This is a genomic window from Hyphomonas sp. CY54-11-8 (assembly GCF_000682735.1).
Classification (GTDB): Bacteria; Pseudomonadota; Alphaproteobacteria; order Caulobacterales; family Hyphomonadaceae; genus Hyphomonas.
Window position 1 is genome coordinate 166,796 of record NZ_AWFD01000038.1, and the last position, 20,583, is coordinate 187,378.

Here is a 20,583-nt window from a genome sequence, read left to right on the forward strand (position 1 = left end):
GTCATGCCCCGGCTGGTCCTGATGTCAGGCCTGCCGGGTTCCGGAAAATCCACACTTAGCCGCTTGCTCTCGGAACGGACCGGCGCCAAGCACCTGCGCATTGATGAATTCGAGCAGAACCTGCGGAACACGCACGGCCCCGACTTCGATGTCGGTACATTGGGCTACCAGCAGGGCTATACGCTCGCCGCAGACCACCTGATGGCTGGGCATGACGTCGTCGCCGATGCGGTGAATGCCGTCGAACAGGCAAGGCAATGCTGGCGCAATGTCGCAAAGACGGCTGGCGCTGATATTGTCGAAATCGAAATTCTCTGTTCGGATGCTGATGAGGTCCGATCCCGGCTGCGGACCCGCGACACGGGTATTCCGGGCCTTGCTCCAGTCACGCCTGACGCGATGACCACACGCAGATGGGAACAAAATACGGCAAATCCGGCACGTCTGGATACCGCAGGGCGAAGCACCGATGCTTGCCTGGAAGATCTCCTGCAGCTGACGTCCCTCGCCTGAACTCCCTGCGCAATACGCGCCAGTCGCTTGACTTCGCAGGCAAGTCGAGGGAACGCCAGCATATGACAGCGTTTCCCCTTCCCCCCGTGCGGGGCAAGATTTTAGAGAATGCATCGCTGGCGCCCTACACCTGGTTCCGGGTGGGCGGACCGGCGGATGCCCTGTTCCTGCCAGCTGATGAGGAAGACCTTCAAGCCTTCCTCACCGCGCTCGACCCGGCCGTACCGGTCACCGTGCTCGGGGTCGGCTCCAATGTGATCGTCCGCGATGGCGGCATTCGGGGCGTCGTGATCCGCCTGATGGGCAAGTATTGGGGACAGATCGAAGCGCTGGACGGCATCACCATGCAGGCGCGCGCCGGGGCGCTGGACCTGTCGGTTGCGAAGGCTGCCGCGCAAAATGGCGTCCGCGGGCTGGAATTCCTGTCCGGTATTCCAGGCTCCATCGGCGGGGCGACGCGCACGAATGCCGGTTGCTACGGGCGCGAGCTTCGTGACACGCTGGTGGCCCTGCACGGCTTCCGGCGCGACGGGTCGAAGGCGGCTTATCGCGGGCCGGGCAAGCCGGGCGCCCAGCCGGAAGCCCATTTCTCCTACCGGCACACAGACCTGCCGGACGACCTGATCGTCACGCGCCTCATCCTGGAGGGCAACGACACGGACGCGCCGGAAAAAATCCTCGCTGACATCGAACAGCTGCAGGCGCGACGGGCCGAGACCCAGCCGATCAAGGAAAAGACATCGGGGTCCACCTTCGCCAATCCTGACCCGCCAGGCACCCCGGACCAGCGTTCCGCATGGAAACTGATCGATGCGGCTGGCTGCCGGGGCCTGAAGGTCGGCGGGGCGCAGGTTTCGCCGAAACACTGCAACTTCCTGATCAATACCGGCGATGCCACTGCCGCGGACCTCGAAGCGTTGGGCGAACTCGTCCGCCGCCGTGTTCTCGAAACGCAGGGCGTGGAACTGCGCTGGGAAGTGCGCCGAATCGGCCAGCTGGCGAGCGAGACCGCCTAGAGCGTTCCCCGCAGTTCAAAAATGGCAATCGGTCCGAACCGGCGGTTGCGGTCTTCGATCGATGCTATCTGGCCCAGCCGGTTGGTCTCGTAGATCTCTCGCCGGAAATTGTCTTTCTGGTTCAGGAGATTTCCAATCGCAAACATGGCCGACAGGCCAAACACATCCTTATGCTCCACGAAAGCGTAGGCATAGCCGGGTGTGGAGGCTTCCACGCCCCGCTCCCGAAGCTGGTAGTAGTGGTTACGTTCGAACTTCTCCGCAAAGGCGCCCCACGCCCAGTCCGTTCCCGGAATATCCTGCCGGAACTCCATGTTCACATAGTAGAGCTGGCTATCGTTGATTCGGCGGATCTCTCCGGTCAACGGGTCGGTGACCTCTGAGTCGTACACTTCGGCAAAGCTCGTTATCTCGCCGCCTGGAATACCCAGCCTGGACAGCTTCAGGGTTGTGTCGAGGGTCACGCCGACTTCCCAGGCAGAGTCGAGATTTCCAGGCCCATCCCCCATGCCGATGGGAACGCGGTCCACAATGTCCTCAATATCGGAATAGTACGTGTTCAGCGTCGCGGCGCCCCACTCCCCGAAATCCTTTTCGGCCTGCAGGCTCCACTTCCAGGCCTGCTGCGGCACGATTTCGGCATTGCCGGAATTGCCATTGTCGGCATTGAGGTTCACCGAAGAAATGAAATCGAAAAAATCGAGCTGGCCCACTTCCCGGTCCAGCCGCGCCGTGAGTTTCAGCTTCGGGTCCGCCTGCCATGAGAGGCTGACAAAGCCCTTCGGCCGGGTGAACTCCCGGGCATTCGCATTGTCCCCGGATTGGGTCAGTTCGGAATATTCCGCCCCCAGAGAAACCTGCAGGCGCAGTGCGTCCGACAGGGCCCGGCCATGCGTGATCGCGGCTTCCCAGCGGTTTTCCTCGACACGGGAATTGGCCCCCGGCAGCGGAATGATTTCGAACGGATCACCGCCTTCTGCGACGCTCAGCCCGGCCTCGGCTTCGAGGAAATTAAAGGCATTCTCGACGGAGACCTGCCAGTCGCTTTCCGGTCCGCCCGCCCAGGCATATTCGCCCCGGCCGATATATTCGCCTTCATCCACAGTCTGACTGAACCGGGTTTCCGAGAAGCCGGACCCATCGACGGCGCCGATACGGACGGAATCGTTCACCGGGCTGTTTTCGCGGCGGATGAGGCCGATCGCCTTCAGGCGACCCGGCCCGAACCCGAATTCATAGTCTCCGCCGAACTCGGCATTCCACTCGTCTTCCCCCCGCAGGAACAGTCGGCGGCCTTCCAGCCCGCCGACGGGGAAGGTTTTTGAGATCTCCTTCCGGTCGAACTGGTAGAGTCCCACACGGCCATTGAGGTTTGCCACCACACCGCTTGGAGGTGTCCACGACAAAGATCCGGAGACGGCAGCATTGTCAGCGATGTTGGTCACGTCTTCCTTGCGGCGCTCCAGCAGCGTGCCGTCGGCTGACGTTATGGATTCCCACCCGGCATGGGCGCCGCGCTCCGGCAGGCTGCTGACCTCCATGCTCCAGTTCAGGCGTTCGTCGCCTCCCGACAGCGTCACAACGCCTTCATGAAAATAGGGCGTGATGTCTTCCCGGATGCGGGATTTCCAGCGCCATGTGCCGGACACGCCTCCTTCCCCGTCGGTCGTGACATTCACGACCTGCCCGGACAGGCCCGGTATATCCAGCTTGGTGCCATCGACAACTTCAATCCGGACAACCCGCGTCGCGGAGATTCGCCCCAGCGCGGCTTCTGCGCCGTTCGATTTACCAGAGACCCTCTGGCCATTGATCAGCACATTGCCGGTGGCCTGGCCGAACCCGCGCGATCCATCGTCGTCACCTTGAATGGAGAAGCCGGGGATCCGGTTCACCATGTCCAGAGCTGTCTGCGGGTTATACTGTGCGAAGTCGCCCGGCGCATAATCACTCCGGGAAGAGACCGATGTGTCAGCGGCAGGCTCTGCCATGGCTGGAAATACGGTGAGACCGGCTGCCGTGAGGGCGGCAAAACTCGACAATAGGGTATGGCTGACAGCCACGGGGCGCCTCCTGTTTCCTCGCTTGGGTGAAGAGACACCGGCGCCCCCGCCAGCGACTCATCTTCTTGTTATTCGATAACGACTACTGTTGTAGTCAGGAGCATGCAAGTGGTCCCGGTCATGACTTTTTCGTAATCCTCTCCGCCCCTGCCGCCGGTTTGCCTCGCTTAAGCCCCTATTCACCGGCACGAAGCAGAAAAGACGGTTGGAAGCAGGCGTGACCGATCAGGGCCCGCCCGGCAGGAAGGACTTTCAGAATGAAGCGCGTGGCAGTGATCTATGGCGGCTGGTCCTCCGAACGCGAGGTTTCGCTTTCGTCAGGCACGCAGATGCTGAAGGCCGCGCAGGCGGCAGGCTATGACGCAGTCGGTATCGATGTGGACCGGAACCTCGCCGCCCAACTGGCCGATGTGAAGCCGGATGTCGTGCTGAACGGCCTGCACGGGCCCTGGGGCGAAGATGGCTGTGTGCAGGGCCTGCTGGAGGTCATGGACCTGCCCTACTCCCATTCCGGCGTGCTCGCCTCCGCACTGGCGATGGACAAGCTGAAGTCAAAAGCCGTTTACCGCGCCGCCGGCCTGCCGGTGGCAGAGGATCGCCAGGTGACGCGCGCCGAAGCCGCTGCGGCCCATCCGCTGGAACCGCCCTATGTGGTCAAACCGGTCAATGAAGGCTCCAGTTTTGGCGTCCTGATCGTGCGGAAAGGCGCGAATGGCCCGCCGCAGGAACTGCTCAGCGAGAGCTGGCATTATGGCGATTACCTCATGGCCGAGGAGTTCATTCCGGGCCGTGAACTGACCGTCGCCGTGCTGGGCGACCGTCCCCTTGCCGTGACAGAGATCACGACCTTAAGGGACTATTACGATTTCGATGCAAAATATTCAGCTGGTGGATCACGTCATGTGATCCCGGCAGACGTGCCTGAGCACATTACCGCCATGGCGATGGATTTCGCCTTGCGGGCACATCAGGTCCTTGGCTGCCGGGGCGCGACGCGGTCCGACTTTCGCTACGACGACAAGAGAGACCGGCTCGTGATCCTTGAGACCAATACCCAACCCGGCATGACGCCGACCTCACTTGTCCCTGAACAGGCCGCTTTCGTTGGAATGTCCTTCGAAGAACTGGTCGCATGGATGATTGAGGACGCTTCATGCCGAAGATAAGCCGCAACCAGCCCGCACCGAAACGCAGACGCGAACCGATCACCTTCGTCGACGAAGTGACCGGCGAGGAAGTGCGCGTCTCGTCCGTCCTGTTCGGTTTCGTCATGCTGATCGCCATCATCGTGGCGCTGGCAGCCTGGATGGGCGGATCCATGTCACAGATCGAGAGCCGGTTTGCCGGCTTCATGGACGATACGGCCCGTATGGCCGGTGTCTCCGTCAACGAAGTCTCCGTCCTCGGCCTTGAGCAGGATCCCCGCCTGCAACAGGAAATCCGCGCCGCCGCCATGATCGAGCCCGGCGAGAACATGTTCCGCGCCGATCCCTACATCATCCGCCGCCGTGTCGAGGGCACTCACAAGGTGCTGAACGTGCGCGTGCACCGGCTCTGGCCGGACCAGGTCGTGATCATCGCGGACGCCGCCGAGCCGGTCGCCATCTGGCATGACGGCAAGGAATGGACCGTTGTGGACGGCCTTGGCCGCGTCATTCCGGACGAGCGGGCTAGCGATCATCCGGATCTGGTCCGCGTTGCCGGGCGCGGCGCGCCGGAAGCCGCCCCTGCCCTCGTCATGGCACTCGCCGACGCCCCGGAAGTGACAGACGATCTCGCAATCGCCACGCGCATCAATGACCGCCGCTGGGACATGCGCCTCATTTCCGGCGCCACGGTCCGCCTGCCGGAAGACATCGAGCTGACCGCCGCCCTTGGCCGCCTGACCGACCTGCAGGTGCGCACCGCCCTCATGCAGCGCCCGCTGAAAATGATCGACCTGCGCAATGCCGGCCGCGTCTATCTCGGCCCGGTCAATCCGCCGAACTTCAAGGCGCGTGAAATCGCGGCGCGTTCCTGATGGCCAATGTCCAGTCCCGCCGCGCCCCCCGTATGGGCCGTTCGAGCACCGGCACGGTAGCGGCGCTGGACATCGGCTGTTCGAAGATCACCTGCCTGATCGGCCGCAATGACGGCTCCGGTCCGCGCAGTTTCCGCATTCTCGGCGCCGGGCGCCAGCAGTCGCGCGGCTTCACCGGCGGGACGATCACCGACATGGAGGGCCTGGAACGCGCCATCCGCCTCGCCGTGGAAGATGCCGAGCGCGAAGCGGGCGAGCAGATTTCCAATGTGATGCTGGGCATCACCGGCCAGAAACTGGCCTCCACACTGGTGACCGCCCGGATCGCGATTGACGGACGGGAGATCAACCAGAAAGACGTGCGCCGTATCCAGGCCCAGGCGCTGGCGAAGGTCCCGGCGCGCGGGGAAGAAACCCTCGCCGCCTGGCCGGTTGCCTATCGCGTCGACGAACAGGAAGGCGTGCGTGAGCCGCAGGGCATGTATGCCAATGAGCTCAGCCTGCTGCTCTCGGTCGTCACCGCACCGAAATCAGTGGTGAAAAATCTGGTCGAATGTGTCGGCCGGGCGCATATCGGCGTCTCGGCGCTGATCCCCTCCTCCATCGCGAGTGGGGCGGGCACGCTGATCGACGACGAGATCGAGAACGGTGCCATTTGCATCGATATGGGTGCCGGAGTGACGGCGGTCTCGGTCTACCTGAACGGCTCTCCTGCCTGGCTGGGCCTTGTCCCTGCCGGCGGCGCGCATGTAACGTCAGACCTTGCCCAGGGCCTCGGAACGACTTTCGCGGCCGCCGAGCGCCTGAAAAGCGTCTACGGCACGGCCAACCTCGAAGGTCCGGGCCTCGCTGAAAGAATTGAGGTTCCGCGACTGGGCGATGACGGCCGGCTGCAGGCGACGCGCATGGAGCGCGGCCAGCTAGCCGCCATCATTGCTCCGCGCGTCGAAGAGACCTTCGAATTTGTGCGCAAGACGCTCGATTCCAGTGGTGTACGCAAAGTACTCCCCCACCGCGTCGTGCTGACAGGCGGTGCATCGCAGTTACCGGGCGTGCGCGACGTCGCCAACCGCATCCTGCAGGCGCCAGTGCGGCTTGGGCGACCGACCATCGCCGAATTTCTGGGCGAAACACTGGCAACACCAGCTTTCTCCACAGCCTCCGGTCTGCTACTGTACTCTGAGTTGGGGTTTGCGGACGCAGTAAGGGCAACTGCTTCGCGCAAGGACGGACCAGAGTCGAGAAGCGGCGTGGTGAACAAGGTGTTCCATTGGCTCGAAGAAAATTTCTGAGCCAATTTCACTCCACTTAACTGCTTCTTAGCCGCATCACGCCATCTTGCCCCACGGCAGGGGTCCGCAAGTAGAGTGAAGTGAGGGATGCAATGAATTATGAACTGAAGCCCAGGATCCTGGTCTTTGGCGTCGGCGGTGCCGGTGGCAACGCTGTCGACAACATGATCGAGGCGAACCTTCAGGGCGTCGAGTTCATTGCAGCCAACACAGACGCGCAGGCCCTTTCACGTTCCAAGGCCGAGAAGCAGATTCAGCTTGGCCCGGTCACGACCTCCGGCCTCGGCGCCGGCGCGCGTCCTGAAGTCGGCGAAAAGGCCGCCGAAGAATCCATCGACGAGATCAAGGGCCACCTCGAAGGCGCCCATATGGTATTCATCGCGGCCGGCATGGGCGGCGGTACAGGCACCGGCGCCGCCCCGGTGATCGCCCGCGCCGCGCGCGAGATGGATATCCTCACCGTCGCCGTCGTCACCAAGCCGTTCGGCTTCGAAGGCAATCGCCGCATGCATGTCGCCGAGAGCGGGCTGGACCTGATCCGCGGCCATGTCGACACGATGATCGTCGTGCCGAACCAGAACCTTTTCCGCATCGCCAACGATCGCACGACCTTCGCCGAAGCCTTCCGCATGGCCGACGACGTGCTGTATTCCGGCGTGCGCGGCATCACCGACCTGATGGTCATGCCCGGCCTGATCAATCTCGACTTCGCAGATGTCAGCGCCATCATGCACGGCATGGGCACGGCCATGATGGGCATGGGTGAGGCCACCGGCGAGAACCGCGCACTGGAAGCGGCACGCCAGGCGATCGACAATCCGTTGCTGGACGATATCTCGATGAAGGGCGCCAAGGGCGTGCTCATCAACATCACCGGCGGCTATGACATGACCCTGTTCGAGCTGGACGAGGCTGCCAACGAGATCCGGCGCGAAGTGGACCCGGATGCGAACATCATCCTCGGATCGGCCTTCGACACCGAACTGGAAGGCCGTCTGCGCGTCTCCGTGATCGCGGCAGGCGTCGAAGCAGGCTTCGCCGCCAAGCCGGCAGAGCCCGCCAATCCGGAAGCCAGCGTCCGTCAGCCGATCGCTGCTCCGGTCGAAGAAATGGAACCGGAGCCGGAACCCGAGCTGGAAGAGGACACCGCAGAAACCGAAGGCGTCGCAGCCGAGGAAATGGCGGAAGACGCCCCGGCGCACGACGAAGACCGCCCGACCATCATCACCCATCGTCCAACCGCTGCGGAAGCAGAAACAGCGGCGGTCGAAGACGATCACTATGTAGGCGCAGAAGGAGACGAAGAAGTGTCAGCAGATTCTGTATTCTCCGCCCGTCGCGACACCCCGGTCGCCGACAAGCCGAAAGCCGACCAGGGCGGATCCGGTTTTGCCAACCTGTTCGGATGGCGCCGCAACACGCCGCAGGGCGAAAACGATGACACCGCTGAGCCGGCCCCGATTGTCTCCTCGCCGGACGATCATCCCGAGCCTGCCCCGTTCGACGATGCAGACCTCGAGATCCCCGCTTTCCTGCGCCGGTCAGCCAATCACTGAACCGCCCAACGGATGGCAGCGCCGGATGCGTGAAAAAACAGTCAGGCAAGGTTAACCTGTTGCAGTAAAAACCTAATTTAAACAGGGCCATATCTGATGATATGGCTCGTTTTGTAACACGCCGAAACAAGCCGTGTTTTGCTCCTTTAACCCCCTACCCTCACAAAGGCGCCTGTTGTCATGGGGCAGTTGTGAGTAGATTTGGCATGGAAATGCAGCAGACAATTGAGCGGCCCGCCATGTGCGCCGGCGTCGGCGTCCACAGCGGCGAGAAAGCCCGGCTGGTTCTGAAACCGGCGCCTGTCGGCACTGGCATCCTGTTCCGCCGCACAGACCTCGGCCTGCCGAAAGCTGAAATCCTGGCCCATGCCGCAAACGTCTCCGACACCCAGCTCGGCACGACGATTTCCAACGAAAATGGTATTTCGGTCGCCGTGGTTGAACACCTGATGGCGGCCGTCTCCGGTCTCGGTATCGACAATCTTCTGATCGAAATCGACGGGCCGGAAGTGCCGATCATGGATGGCTCGTCGGCCGTCTACTGCGAGCTGCTTCTACAAGCTGGCCTGAAACAGCAGACCGCGCCGCGCCGCCGCATCCGCATTCTCGAAACCATCGAGATCGTTGACGGGCCGAAGCGCGCCACCCTGTCGCCCTCTGAAGACAATCACCTCACGCTGCGCGCCCGCATCGAATACGACAACAATGTCATCGGCGTTCAACAGATGGCCTTGCGCCTCGCGCCCGGCATGTTTGCCCGGGACCTCGCCTTTGCCCGCACCTATGGGTTTGCCCGCGATGTCGAGATGCTGCGTTCCATGGGCCTTGCCCGCGGTGGCTCGCTCGACAATGCTGTCGTGATCGACGACGACGAAGCGATCATGAACCCGGAAGGCCTGCGCATCGAAGATGAATTCGTGCGCCACAAGATGCTGGATGCGGTGGGCGACCTCATGCTGGCAGGCGCCCCGATCGCCGGCGCTTATGACGCGGTGCAGCCGGGCCACGCGTTGAACAACAAGCTGGTACGCAAGCTGCTGGCGACCCCGGAAGCCTGGTGCTGGGAAAGCGACGCCGACACCGATCTCGTCACCCAAACTGTTCGGGCCGGCGCTGCCATCTGAGCGGTTATCGCCGCACTTCCTCAAAGAGCCTGTCTAAAAAGCCTGTAAGACTTGGGCCACCTAGCCTGTTTCCGGGCCTGTTTAAGGTTTCCGGCATGTGAAAGTTCCTTGGAATTCCGGCAGGGTTCGCGCTAATCAAAGGGCGACAAGAATTGCAGAAAGCGCGCCGGAGCCCATGAAGCCTGCCAAGCCCCTCGCCCTCGCCCTGATCGCCGTGGCTGTGAGCCTCACAGCCTGCCAGAGCCGGGAAAAGCGCCAGCGCGAACTCGCCTATGTCGAGCGCCCGGTCGAGCAACTCTACAATCAGGCCGGCCGCGAACTGGACAGCCGCGATTACGAGACAGCGATCCTGCTGTTCAACGAAGTCGAGCGCCAGCACCCCTATTCCGAATGGGCCCGCAAGGCGATGGTGATGACCGCTTACGCCCATTACCGGCGCCGCGACTATGACGAAGCCATCTCCGCAGCTCAGCGCTATATCTCGCTGCACCCAGGCGGTACCGAGGCAGCGTATGCCTACTACCTCATCGCGGTCAGCCAGTTTGAGCAGATTGTTGATGTCGGCCGCGACCAGGGCATGACCGAACAGACCAAGGTCTCCCTGCAGGACGTACTGCGCCGTTTCCCGGACAGTGAATACGCCCGCGACGCGCAACTTAAGCTGGACATGGTCAATGACCAGCTGGCCGGCAAGGAAATGGAAGTCGGCCGCTGGTACCTGCGGTCCAACCAGACACTGGCGGCGATCAACCGGTTCCGCACCGTCGTTCAGGACTACGACACGACTTCCCACTCCGAAGAAGCGCTCTATCGCCTGGTCGAGGCCTACCTCTCCCTTGGCATGCGCCCGCAGGCCACTGAAGCCGCCGCGACTCTCGGATACAATTATCCGGAATCGGACTGGTACAAGATGGCCTACAACCTTCTGACCTCGGAAGGCGTGATGCTGGATACGTCGGCGACGAAGCGCACCCTGCTGCAGAGAATCATTCCCGGCGGAAAATAAGCGGCAAGGCCACGCGCTTCACGCGCCGCCAATCAGGTCGAACCATTCATCCTCGGTCATCGTCTGGATACCGAGCTCTGCCGCCTTCTTAAGTTTCGACCCGGCGCCCGGCCCGGCGACGACGAGATCCGTCTTGGCGGAGACCGATCCTGACACTTTGGCCCCCAGCGCCCCGGCTCGGGCTTTCGCCTCGTCCCGCGTCATCCGCTCCAGCGTCCCCGTGAAGACAATCGTCTTGCCCGCAACAGGGCTGTCGGAGGCGGCTTTCGCCTCGTCCTCGATCGTCAGCTCCGAAAGCAAGGCAGCGAGCATGTCGCGATTATGGGCCTCGCGCTCGAAATCGCAGAGCGCGTTGACCGCCGTTGCGCCGATGCCGTCGATGCCGGACAGCGCCTCCCAGGCTTCACTGCCCTCCCCGTCTTCGGCGGCGGAGACGACATTTGCCCAGAACACATCCCATTTCAGGAAAGTCCGCGCGAACAATTGCGACGTCGTCTGGCCGACATGGCGGATGCCGAGCCCGTTGAGGAACCGTGCAAACGGCACGTTCCGGCGCGCATCAATGGCATCGAACAGCTTCTTCGCGGAGACCTTGCCGAAGCCTTCCCACGCTTCCAGCGGCGGCAGGCCGGCGGCCTCGATCGCCGCCGCAAGCCGGAAGATATCCTGCGGGCCTTTCAACACGCCTTTCTCATGGAAGAGTTGAATCTGTTTCGCGCCGAGGCCGTCAATGTCCAGTGCCTTGCGGGAGACGAAATGCTTCAGCCGCTCCACAGCTTGCGCCGGGCAGACGAGCCCGCCGGTGCAGCGGCGCCGGACATCTTCCTCGCCCTTGGCATCGATTTCCCTCACCGCGTCCGATCCGCAGATCGGGCACTGGTGCGGCATCTGCCAGGACTCGCCGCCACCATCTTTCACGACACGGAGGACTTGCGGAATCACATCCCCTGCCCGCTGGATCTCGACCGTATCGCCGGGCTTCACACCTAGGCGGGCGATCTCATCTTCATTGTGCAGGGTAGCGTTGGAGACGACCACGCCGCCCACCGTCACAGGCTGCAGCCGCGCTACCGGCGTCAGTGACCCCGTACGGCCAACCTGGATGTCGATGTCCAGCAGTTCGGTCGTGGCCTTCTCCGCCGGGAATTTGTGCGCAATGGCCCAGCGCGGCGCGCGGGAGACGAAGCCGAGGCGTTGCTGCCAGTCAAGCCGGTCCACCTTGTAGACGACGCCGTCGATATCATACGGCAAATCGGCCCGTTTTGCCTCGATGTCACGATAAACCGAGAGCAATTCCTCCACCGTCACGGCACGGATCATCAACGGGTTTGTTGAAAAGCCCCAATCGGCGAAAATCTGCACGGCTTCATGCTGTGTGTCCGCAAAAGGCGTGCTCTCGGCAGCCCAGGCATAGGCAAAGAAGCGTAGCGGGCGGGATTTCGTAATCTCGACATCGAGCTGCCGAAGGCTGCCTGCCGCCGCATTACGCGGATTGGCGAAAACCTTCCGGCCCGCCTCTTCTTCCCGCTTGTTAAGCGCCGCAAAGTCCGCCTTGGTCATGTAGACTTCGCCGCGGATCTCGATCCTGTCGGGCCAGCCCTTGCCGGACAGTTTTTTCGGGATGTCGCCCAGCGTGCGCGCATTGGCGGTGACGTCCTCGCCCACCTCGCCATTGCCGCGCGTTGCTGCGCGTTTCAGCGTGCCCTTCTCATAGGTGAGGCTGAGAGACAGGCCGTCGATTTTAGGTTCCGCCGTGATTGCGACTTCTTCGTCTGCGCCGAGGCCGAGAAAGCGCCGGATCCGGTCTGCGAAGTCGCTGACATCCTCGTCGGAGAACGCATTGTCGAGCGACAGCATGGGCGCGGCATGCGCCGCCTTGGCGAAGCCGTCATGCGCGGCCGCACCGACCCTGTCTGACGGACTGTCCTCGCGCTTCAGGTCCGGGAAGCGAGCTTCAATGGCCGCATTGCGCAGGCGCGCGGCATCGTATTCCGCGTCCGTCATCAGCGGGGCGTCTTCCTGGTAATACGCCGCGTCTGCCTCGGCGATCAGGCCGGCAAGGCGTTCAAGTTCGACCGCGGCCTCTTCGCGTGTCAGGTCTTCGACCGGGGTCGCCTCGCTCATACATCCTCCAACAGCCTCCCGGCCGCTGCCCGCGCCTCCTGGGTGATCTCGGCGCCGGACAGCATGCGGGCAATTTCTTCCTGCCTGTCCGACTCATCTAGCCCGCGCAGGCGCGTGCCACCAGACTTGCCCCTGCCCTTTTCCACAAGCCACTGCGACCGCGCCGCCGCCGCGACTTGCGGGCTGTGGGTGATCGCGAACACCTGCCGCGTGCGGCCCAGCCGGATCAATCGCTCGCCAATCGCCGCGGCGACTGCGCCGCCGACGCCCTGGTCCGCTTCGTCGAAGATCAGAGTGCCAGCGCTGCCCGCCTCTGCCAGGGCACATTTGAGGGCGAGCGACACGCGCGCCAGTTCCCCGCCGGAGGCGATCTTGCGCAAGGGGCCGAAGCCTGCGCCGGGATTGGTTTCGGCATCGAACTCCACCCGGTCACCGCCATGCGCCCCGCCATCTTCACCGAGCGGCGTGACAGAGACACGAATGACCGCACGACCGAGTTTTAGCGGCGCAAGCTCTTTCACGATGGCCTTTTCCAGCTGGGCAGCGGCCGCTTTCCGTGCGGCGGTCAGTTTTTCCGCCGCTGCATGCCAGGCGGCATTGGCCGCGCTCTCGGCTTTCCGGGCGCGGACCAGCGCGTCCTCGCCGGCTTCCACCAGGTTCAGGCGCTCACGCAGGGTCTCCAGCACGTCTGGCAACAGATCCGGATCGACCATGTGCTTGCGGGCAACGGCCCGCAGCGCGAAGAGCCGCGCCTCGGCCATCTCCAGCGCACTGGTGTCATGCTCGACGAGGCTTTCCAGCGCGGCAATCGCCGCTTCGGCCTCGCCTGTCTCGATCAGGGCACGCTCCAGTGCTTCAGCCGCCGACCGGGCCGCATGGGCGAGAGGATGATCAGCCCCGTCAAAGCCCGGCAGACGGCAGATACGCTCAGCCGCCCGTGACGCTTTGGAGAGCGCTGCCTCGATCTCGGCATCGGCGAAGGCTTCTTCGGCCTCCGTAATGGCTTCGGTCACGCGTTCGGACTGCATCAGGCGCGTGCGGGTCTCGGTCAGAACACCTGCCTCCCCAGCCTGCGGGGCGAGCGTGTCCAGCTCCTCCACCGCGCCAGCCAGCCATTCCCGCGTGCGCAGCGCTTCCTCTGTCTCGGCTTCCAGCCGCTCGCGTGTCTCCCTCGCTTCCAGCCGGGCCGCCTGTGCTTCGGCACAAGCATCCAGCAGGGCTTCATTGCCTGCGAACAGGTCGAGCAGCTTTCGATGAGAGGACGGACGCATCAGCGCGGACGCCGCATGCTGGCCATGGATCTCCACCAGCGTCTCGCCTGCCTCGGCCAACAGGGCGGCACTGACCGGCTGGTCATTGATGAAGGCCCGCGCCGGGCCGCTGGCGCGCACGACGCGCTTCAGGGTCAGCGTCTCGTCCGGACTCGCCTCGAAGCCATGCTCGGCCAGCACGTCCCAGACCGGATGGCCGGGCACGGCGGCAAATTCCGCCGCAACGCTTGCCTGCTCTGCGCCGGAGCGGATCACGCCCCGGTCTGCCGGTGCGCCCAGCGTCAGCGCCAGGGCATCAAGGATGATGGATTTTCCCGCCCCGGTCTCCCCGGTCAGCGCGGTAAAGCCTGATCCCGGCTCGATATCGAGACGGTCGATCAGAACAAAATCACGAATGGACAAAGCAAGGATCATGGAAGCACTCCCAACTCTACGGAGTGTGTTCCTAGCATTAGAACAAAAACAGAACAAATGGAATCTGCACGGCACCCATTCAGGGCAGATTTACCGCAAGCCCTCTGCCCGGGCGCACTTTCAGTATAGCCTGCCAAAGAAGGCGATATTCAGGGAGGCCGCAAGCATGATCGATTACAACGGCAAGGTGGCGCTGATCACCGGCGGAGCATCCGGCATCGGAAAGGCGATGGCGACGCAGCTCAGCGAACGCGGGGCGGACGTCGTGGTCGCCGACATACAGGCAGACCTCGCCAGGGAGGTCGCCGCGCAGCTGCCCCGCCCGGGCCTTGCCATTCCCTGTGATCTGTCGAAGCCGGAAGCATCTGCCGCGCTCGTGAAAGAGGCGCTGGACTGGAAAGGCCAGCTGGACCTTGTCTGCGCCAATGCCGGTATCGATCGCCACAAACGGATGACCAAGGAGGATTTCGGGCCAGAGACAATGCGGATGTTCGAAGTGAACATGTTTGCTCCCTTCCGCATTGCCCAGGCCTATGCCGCAGTCCTCAAGGATTCAGGTGTGCGGGGACGGCTGATGATCACTGGATCTGAAAATTCCCTCAGCCTGCCGCACGCCGTGAAGCGCACCCATATCGGCGCCTATGGCGCGACCAAGCACGGTGTGCTGATCATGGCTGAGTGGTTGCGCGAAGACCTTCGCGGCGAACTGATGGATCTGCACGTGCTGATGCCGGGTGGGGTCTATACGCCGCTGATCGCCAGCGGCATTCCCGATCCGGCGATGATCCCGCCCGAATTCAACGTCATCATGCCGGAGCAGTGCGCCGAGATTGCCCTGAAAGGCCTGGACCTTGGCCTGTTCTACATCCCCACCCATGCCCATATCGGGGAGGACATCCGCCCCCGGTTCGATGGTGTGCAGGATGCGTTGAAGCAATTGGGACTCAAATGACATGACCACCATCCTCATCACCGGCGCAAATCGCGGTATCGGCTTTCACCTCGCCCGGGAGGCGCTGGACAAGGGCTGGCGCGTCTGTGGCAGCGTGCGCACTGACGCACAGGCGGAGGAAACAGCAGCGGAACTCGGCTCCGGCTTCACGCCACTTGTCTTCGACGTGACCGACCGCTCAGCCATGTCAGCAGCCGCTGCGCGCCTCGACGCACCCGTCGACATCCTGATCAACAATGCCGGCACAATCGGCCCGCCGGATGCTGAGCAGACCACGCTGAAAATGGATTTCGACGGCTTCGCCCGGACGCTCGAAATCAACACACTCGCGCCGCTGGCCGTCGCGCAGGCTTTCCTGCCTCATATCCGGAAATCTGAAAACGGCCGTATCCTGACCGTTTCCAGCCAGATGTCCTGGATGGGCTATGCCAAATCCGACCGGATCGCCTACCGGGCGTCCAAGGCAGCAGTGAACAAGGTGATGCAAGGCCTTGCGACAGACCTCGCGCCAGAAGGCATCGCAGTCTGCCTGATCGATCCCGGCTGGGTACAGACCGATATGGGCGGGCCCGCCGCAAACCTCACCCCGGACGAAGTCGCGAAAGGGATTGTTGCAGTCGCGGACGGGCTCACTCTGGCCCGCACGGGCCGATTTATCGAATGGACCGGGAGAGAGCGGGAGTTCTAGAGAAAGGCTAGCCGTCCCCACCGATCCGCTCATCCGTACCCGTCTCCTTGTCCACCCGGCGGCCATGGGCCCACCAGTTCTCGAAATTGGTCTCGAGGATGCTCATGCCGAGGTCCTCGCGGCGGACGCCGGGAGATTTCACAAGATTGTCTGCAATTGCCTCAAACAGGCGCATCTTCACGGCGGCCGGGCGGGCATTGAACGAAAGCCGGATCATCAGGAAGTCCGGACTGCGCGGCATTCCGAAATAGTTCGGGTCAAAGATATAATTCTCTTCTTCCAGTTCGTGCGTGACCTGGAAATAGTCGTCTTCCGGCAGGTTCATCACCGAGATCATCGCCTGGTGGATGCCCGCCGAAACGGCCGCCCTGTAGGCCTTGTCCTTCCCGGATCGCATCCAGACTTGAATCATTGGCATGGGATATTCCTTTCTCGTTCGACCCGCAGTTGACGGATCGTTTGTCGAGACTAGGGTGAACGTCACGCCCCAAACAGGACCAGGATTATCCTAGGACTAAATGGACCCACCCTGAGATGCAAACGACGACGCCCACCCCTGTTCGCCATGCCCGCAACGAGCTTGGCCGGTTCCTCCGCTCCCGGCGCGAGGCGATCCGGCCGGAGACCCTCGGCCTGCCTGAACGCGGACGGCGCCGCACCCCGGGGCTTCGCCGCGATGAGGTGGCCGAGCTCGCAGATATTTCTGTCGACTGGTACATCAGGCTGGAACAGGGCCGCCCGGTCAGCCCGTCCCGCCACACCGTTGACGCGATTGCCAGGGCCTTGCGGCTCGACACGGTCGAGATAGCTCACCTCTACGCCCTGTCCGGCATGGCCCTGCCCCAGGACGCCGCGGACGAAGTTGTTCCGCCGACTGTGCAGCGCATGACCGACCGGCTGGCACAGCCAGCCTATGTCACCAACCGGTTGGGCGATGTGCTTCACTGGAACCTTGCGGCAGATGCCTTGTTCGGGTTCGGCGATGTTGCGGATGCCGACAGGAATGTCTTTATCGGCATGTTCCTCCGCCCGGCCTCACGCAAGCTGTTCGGGGCTGGCTGGGAAGCCGAAGCAAAACGCATGCTGGCCGAGTTCCGGCCCGTTCACGACATCAACACAGCCGATCCCCGCTTCGTGCAGCTAACGGGCCGGCTTCAGGCAGAGAGCCATCTGTTTGCGACATGGTGGCGCCAACATGGCATCAAGGTCGGCGGTGCCGGGTGCAAGACGCTCTACCCGCCAGGCGGCGGCAGGACGAAATACGAATATGTCGCCCTTCAGGTTATCGAAAACCCGGCACTCAAAACCATTATCTACTATGCCGTCTAGATCCGCTTCGTGGCGTCCTTAAGCCAGGCTTTCACATCGTCCGGCAGTTTGCGGTTCAGCAGCTTCCAGACCTGCTTGTGATAGTCGTTGACGTATTTGCGCTCTTCTTTGGTGAGCAGCTTCACGTCGATCAGGTCACGTGCCAGCGGCGCGAAGGTCAGGCATTCGAAGCCCAGCATGTCGATCTCGCCGCCCTCGATGGGGGCTGGCGGGGTAACATATTGCAGGTTTTCGATCCGGATGCCGTACTGCCCTTCCCGGTAATAGCCGGGTTCGTTCGAGACGATCATGCCCGGCATCAGCGGCACGGCGTTCCACGCCTTGGCAATCCGGTGCGGCCCTTCATGCACGCCGAGATACACGCCGACGCCATGGCCTGTGCCGTGCTGATAGTCGAGCCCCGCCTGCCACAGCGCATGACGCGCCAGCGTATCGAGATGCGTACCGGTCGTGCCTTCCGGGAACCGTACGGTGGCCAGCGAGATATGGCCTTTCAGCACCAGCGTATAGTGGCGAATCATGTCTGCTGTCGGTTCACCGATCGGCACGGTGCGGGTGACGTCCGTCGTCCCATCCGGATACTGACCGCCTGAATCGATCAGGTAGAGCGAGCCGAGCTCCAGCGTCCGGTCGGACGCTTCCGACACGCGATAGTGCGGCAGCGCGCCATGCTCCACCGCGCCGGAAATCGACGGGAAGGACAGGTCTTTCAGCGAGTCGTATTCGTCGCGGAAATTCTCCAGCCGGATCGCCGCTTCGATCTCGGTCACCTTGCCGCTCTGCGCTTCGGTGTCGAGCCAGTGCAGGAAGCGGGTCAGTGCAACGCCGTCACGAATGTGCGCGGCGGTGGTGCCCTTGATCTCTGCCTCATTCTTGCAGGCGCGCGGCAGAGCCACCGGGTCGCGCTGGCGCACGATCTTGCCACCGGCCGCTTCCACCGTGTCGAAGAACCAGGCCGAGGCGAGATCCGGATCGAGGCTGACGGTCTTGCCGGACAATTCACCCAGTCCCTCGTCAATTTCCGACAGCGGACGGACGGTGACTGTATTGCCGAGATGCTTGCGCAACTTCGGCGAGACTTTCGCTTCGTCGAGGAACAGATCCGCACTGCCATCCTTGTGGAGGATCGCCCGGCCCAGCGGCAGCGGCGTGCACATCACGTCCCCGCCCCGGATATTGAACGCCCAGGCAAGCGACGCCGGTGACGTCAGCACGGCGGCATCGATGCCGTCCTCTTCCAGCGCCTTGCCGATTTCAGCGCGCTTTTCGTCATGCGCAACGCCGGCATATTTCACATGGTAAGGCGCGACTTCCGCCATTGGCTGCGGCGGACGGTCGGCCCAGGCCTTGTCGATCGGGTTTTCCTCGACCGCGATCAGTTCGGCGCCGGATTTCTTTGCGGCGGCCTCCAGCAGGGTGACATCATTCGGGCTCATCAGGCGCGGGTCGTACCCGACCTTCTTGCCGGAAAGTTTCTGTTTCGCTAGCCACCCGAAAGCGCCCGGCTCCGGAATGGCTTCCCGGTCCCACAGTTCAGGGGCGGTCTGGTCGGCTGCCTGAATGGTGTAGCGGCCATCGGCGAAGATCACGGCCTTGTCGGTGAAGACGAAGGCGGACCCGAACGAGCCGGTGAAGCCCGATACCCAGGCCAGGCGCTCGTTCGCGTCCGGCAGGTACTCGTTCTGGTATTCGTCGTCGTGCGGCACATAAAAGCCGTCGAGGCCCATGGTGCCAAGCTCCTTGCGGAGCAGCGGAAGGTGCGCGCGCCCGTCCTGGGGGCCGCCCTTGATATCGAAGGTCTGTCTCATGCCGGAGTCTTACCGCCGCACCTGACCCAAGAAAAGCGCATTTGAGCTATGCATTTCAGCATGCTTATTTTCAGGCTTTCCCTCTTTTTTGTTTACCTCTGAGGCCTATATGGCGCCCTCCGAAGTCATTGAGACATCCATCTCGGGTTCGGAAAAAGAACGCACGAATAATAATTGCAAGAACAACGAAAGCAAAACTGATGAATACCGACCTGACGACCTCCGCCCGCACTGACACTGCCGAAATTCGCGGCGCAGAGGTCAAAGACATCACCCGCGCGATCATCGCCGGCGAAGCCGTGCAGATGCCGGTGAACCGTCCGCGCATCCTGGCCCGCCGCATGGCCCGCTGGGCACGCCGCGCCACGCACGCCTGATCAACCCTGATCCCTGGCCTGCCCACACCTCCGGGCAGGCAACCTACCCTGAGTGTAGATTACCTTTCTCCCGCCCATCCTCCCTGGGATGCGGCGGGAGATTTTTATTTCAATGCCAGGTTCTGCCCTGCGTCAGGCTTTCTGGCGCATGACCAGCGTTGACCAGCCATCCTTGCGGATGCGGCGTTCGAACAGGATGCCATGACCCTCGAAGGCCTGACGCACCTGCATGGCCTGGTGATGCAGCAAGCCCGACAGGATGATCGTGCCGCCGGGCGCCGTAAGGCGCGCAATCTCCGGCGCAAGGCCGATCAGCGGCTTCATCAGGATGTTCGCAAACACGGTCTGGTACGGCGCAGCCTGTCGGATGCGCGGATGGTTCGCGCCGGTCACATGCATCGCCGTGAAGCCGGTTACATTGTTCTTCTTCGCATTCTCGTTCGCCACGACGACACTGTCGAAATCGATATCGGTGCCGAGCGCCATGGTCGCGCCGGCCTTCAGGGCAGCGATTGCCAGGACGCCGGAGCCCGTCCCGAGATCCAGCACTTTCCCGATGGCGCGGCGGCGGCGCACGTCATCGAGCGCCAGCAGGCAACCCAGCGTCGTACCGTGATGGCCGGTGCCGAAAGCCGGCCCCGCCTCGATCAGCACCGGGATCCGCCCCGGCGCCATCTTCGCCAGCGCATGACTGCCCGCGACAAAGAACGGACCAGCAGAAACCGGCGGCAGGCCTTCCAGCGACATGGTCACCCAGTCGCGCTCGACCACTTCTTCCACCCGCGCGTTCAGCTCCGGGCTGGTCTCGGTGATCATGGCCACACACGCGTCGGCGTCTTCCTGGCTCTCCGCGAAGGCATCGAGGCGCCAGACGCCCCGTCCGTCTTCCTTGCAGTCCACTGCGCCCGCAGGCGACGGGTCTGCCCAGGCCAGGGCATCCCATGCTGCTTCCACCGGCGCCCGCGCGCCTCTTGCCGATATCTGGTACATCCGCGGCGCTTAGCAGGACACCGAACCGAAAGGAAGATGC

The 20,583-nt window shown here is 63.0% G+C and carries 18 protein-coding genes; 12 read left to right on the forward strand and 6 right to left on the reverse strand.

Annotated elements, in window-relative coordinates:
* The first annotated feature begins 3 nt into the window (after positions 1 to 3).
* Both HY17_RS18905 and murB read left to right on the forward strand, forming a co-directional pair.
* Positions 4 to 513, forward strand: coding sequence for an AAA family ATPase (locus tag HY17_RS18905; protein WP_034769623.1), 510 nt, complete (start codon positions 4 to 6; stop codon positions 511 to 513).
* Between the two features lie 62 nt (positions 514 to 575).
* Entirely contained in the window at positions 576 to 1,529 is a 954-nt protein-coding gene (gene murB, locus HY17_RS18910; protein ID WP_034769624.1) for a UDP-N-acetylmuramate dehydrogenase, read from the forward strand.
* Here the strand turns inward: murB and HY17_RS18915 are convergent.
* Positions 1,526 to 3,592, reverse strand: coding sequence for a TonB-dependent siderophore receptor (locus HY17_RS18915; RefSeq protein WP_155843684.1), 2,067 nt, complete (start codon positions 3,590 to 3,592; stop codon positions 1,526 to 1,528). The two genes, murB and HY17_RS18915, sit on opposite strands and share 4 nt — an antisense overlap.
* A 257-nt stretch (positions 3,593 to 3,849) precedes the next feature.
* Here HY17_RS18915 and HY17_RS18920 point away from each other — a divergent pair, with 257 nt between their 5' ends.
* The 6 genes from HY17_RS18920 to HY17_RS18945 all read left to right on the forward strand — a co-directional run bounded on the left by HY17_RS18920 (position 3,850) and on the right by HY17_RS18945 (position 10,590).
* Positions 3,850 to 4,758 carry a D-alanine--D-alanine ligase gene (locus tag HY17_RS18920; RefSeq protein ID WP_034769627.1) on the forward strand — a complete coding sequence of 303 codons (909 nt, stop codon included), beginning with the start codon at positions 3,850 to 3,852 and terminating at the stop codon, positions 4,756 to 4,758.
* A complete protein-coding gene (locus HY17_RS18925; RefSeq protein ID WP_034769630.1) occupies positions 4,746 to 5,612 on the forward strand; it encodes a cell division protein FtsQ/DivIB in 867 nt (288 codons plus the stop codon). The genes HY17_RS18920 and HY17_RS18925 overlap by 13 nt, the downstream gene beginning before the upstream one ends.
* Positions 5,612 to 6,904 carry a cell division protein FtsA gene (gene ftsA, locus HY17_RS18930; RefSeq protein ID WP_034769632.1) on the forward strand — a complete coding sequence of 431 codons (1,293 nt, stop codon included), beginning with the start codon at positions 5,612 to 5,614 and terminating at the stop codon, positions 6,902 to 6,904. Before HY17_RS18925 ends, ftsA begins: the two co-directional genes overlap by 1 nt.
* A 92-nt stretch (positions 6,905 to 6,996) precedes the next feature.
* A complete protein-coding gene (gene ftsZ, locus HY17_RS18935) occupies positions 6,997 to 8,460 on the forward strand; it encodes a cell division protein FtsZ (protein WP_034769635.1) in 1,464 nt (487 codons plus the stop codon).
* A 206-nt stretch (positions 8,461 to 8,666) separates the two neighbouring features.
* Positions 8,667 to 9,584, forward strand: coding sequence for a UDP-3-O-acyl-N-acetylglucosamine deacetylase (gene lpxC / locus HY17_RS18940; RefSeq protein ID WP_051600329.1), 918 nt, complete (start codon positions 8,667 to 8,669; stop codon positions 9,582 to 9,584).
* Between the two features lie 175 nt (positions 9,585 to 9,759).
* Positions 9,760 to 10,590 (forward strand): outer membrane protein assembly factor BamD, encoded by an 831-nt coding sequence (locus HY17_RS18945; RefSeq protein ID WP_034769639.1) that lies wholly within the window; start codon positions 9,760 to 9,762, stop codon positions 10,588 to 10,590.
* 18 nt (positions 10,591 to 10,608) lie between these two features.
* Here HY17_RS18945 and ligA read toward each other — a convergent pair whose 3' ends face one another.
* Positions 10,609 to 12,714, reverse strand: a complete 2,106-nt coding sequence (gene ligA / locus HY17_RS18950) for an NAD-dependent DNA ligase LigA (protein ID WP_034769641.1) — start codon at positions 12,712 to 12,714, stop codon at positions 10,609 to 10,611.
* Positions 12,711 to 14,399, reverse strand: coding sequence for a DNA repair protein RecN (locus tag HY17_RS18955; RefSeq protein WP_034769643.1), 1,689 nt, complete (start codon positions 14,397 to 14,399; stop codon positions 12,711 to 12,713). The genes ligA and HY17_RS18955 overlap by 4 nt, the downstream gene beginning before the upstream one ends.
* A 166-nt stretch (positions 14,400 to 14,565) precedes the next feature.
* Between HY17_RS18955 and HY17_RS18960 the strand changes: the two genes are divergently transcribed.
* Positions 14,566 to 15,351, forward strand: a complete 786-nt coding sequence (locus HY17_RS18960) for an SDR family oxidoreductase (protein WP_034769645.1) — start codon at positions 14,566 to 14,568, stop codon at positions 15,349 to 15,351.
* A 1-nt stretch (position 15,352) separates the two neighbouring features.
* Positions 15,353 to 16,039: an SDR family NAD(P)-dependent oxidoreductase gene (locus HY17_RS18965; protein WP_034769649.1), complete on the forward strand. Its 687-nt coding sequence runs from the start codon at positions 15,353 to 15,355 to the stop codon at positions 16,037 to 16,039.
* Between the two features lie 7 nt (positions 16,040 to 16,046).
* Here the strand turns inward: HY17_RS18965 and HY17_RS18970 are convergent, their stop codons facing one another.
* Positions 16,047 to 16,457: a tautomerase family protein gene (locus HY17_RS18970; protein WP_034769652.1), complete on the reverse strand. Its 411-nt coding sequence runs from the start codon at positions 16,455 to 16,457 to the stop codon at positions 16,047 to 16,049.
* Positions 16,458 to 16,573: 116 nt separating this feature from the next.
* Between HY17_RS18970 and HY17_RS18975 the strand changes: the two genes are divergently transcribed.
* Positions 16,574 to 17,368 (forward strand): helix-turn-helix transcriptional regulator, encoded by a 795-nt coding sequence (locus HY17_RS18975; protein WP_034769653.1) that lies wholly within the window; start codon positions 16,574 to 16,576, stop codon positions 17,366 to 17,368.
* Here HY17_RS18975 and HY17_RS18980 read toward each other — a convergent pair.
* Complete coding sequence (locus HY17_RS18980; RefSeq protein WP_034769655.1) at positions 17,365 to 19,176, reverse strand: aminopeptidase P family protein; 1,812 nt, start codon at positions 19,174 to 19,176, stop codon at positions 17,365 to 17,367. The two genes, HY17_RS18975 and HY17_RS18980, sit on opposite strands and share 4 nt — an antisense overlap.
* A 200-nt stretch (positions 19,177 to 19,376) precedes the next feature.
* Here HY17_RS18980 and HY17_RS20335 point away from each other — a divergent pair, with 200 nt between their 5' ends.
* Positions 19,377 to 19,553, forward strand: coding sequence for a hypothetical protein (locus HY17_RS20335; protein WP_155843687.1), 177 nt, complete (start codon positions 19,377 to 19,379; stop codon positions 19,551 to 19,553).
* 132 nt (positions 19,554 to 19,685) lie between these two features.
* Here the strand turns inward: HY17_RS20335 and HY17_RS18985 are convergent, their stop codons facing one another.
* The gene (locus tag HY17_RS18985) at positions 19,686 to 20,543 is read right to left on the reverse strand and encodes a 50S ribosomal protein L11 methyltransferase (RefSeq protein WP_034769657.1); all 858 of its coding nucleotides are present in this window, start codon (positions 20,541 to 20,543) and stop codon (positions 19,686 to 19,688) included.
* Positions 20,544 to 20,583 lie beyond the last annotated feature (40 nt).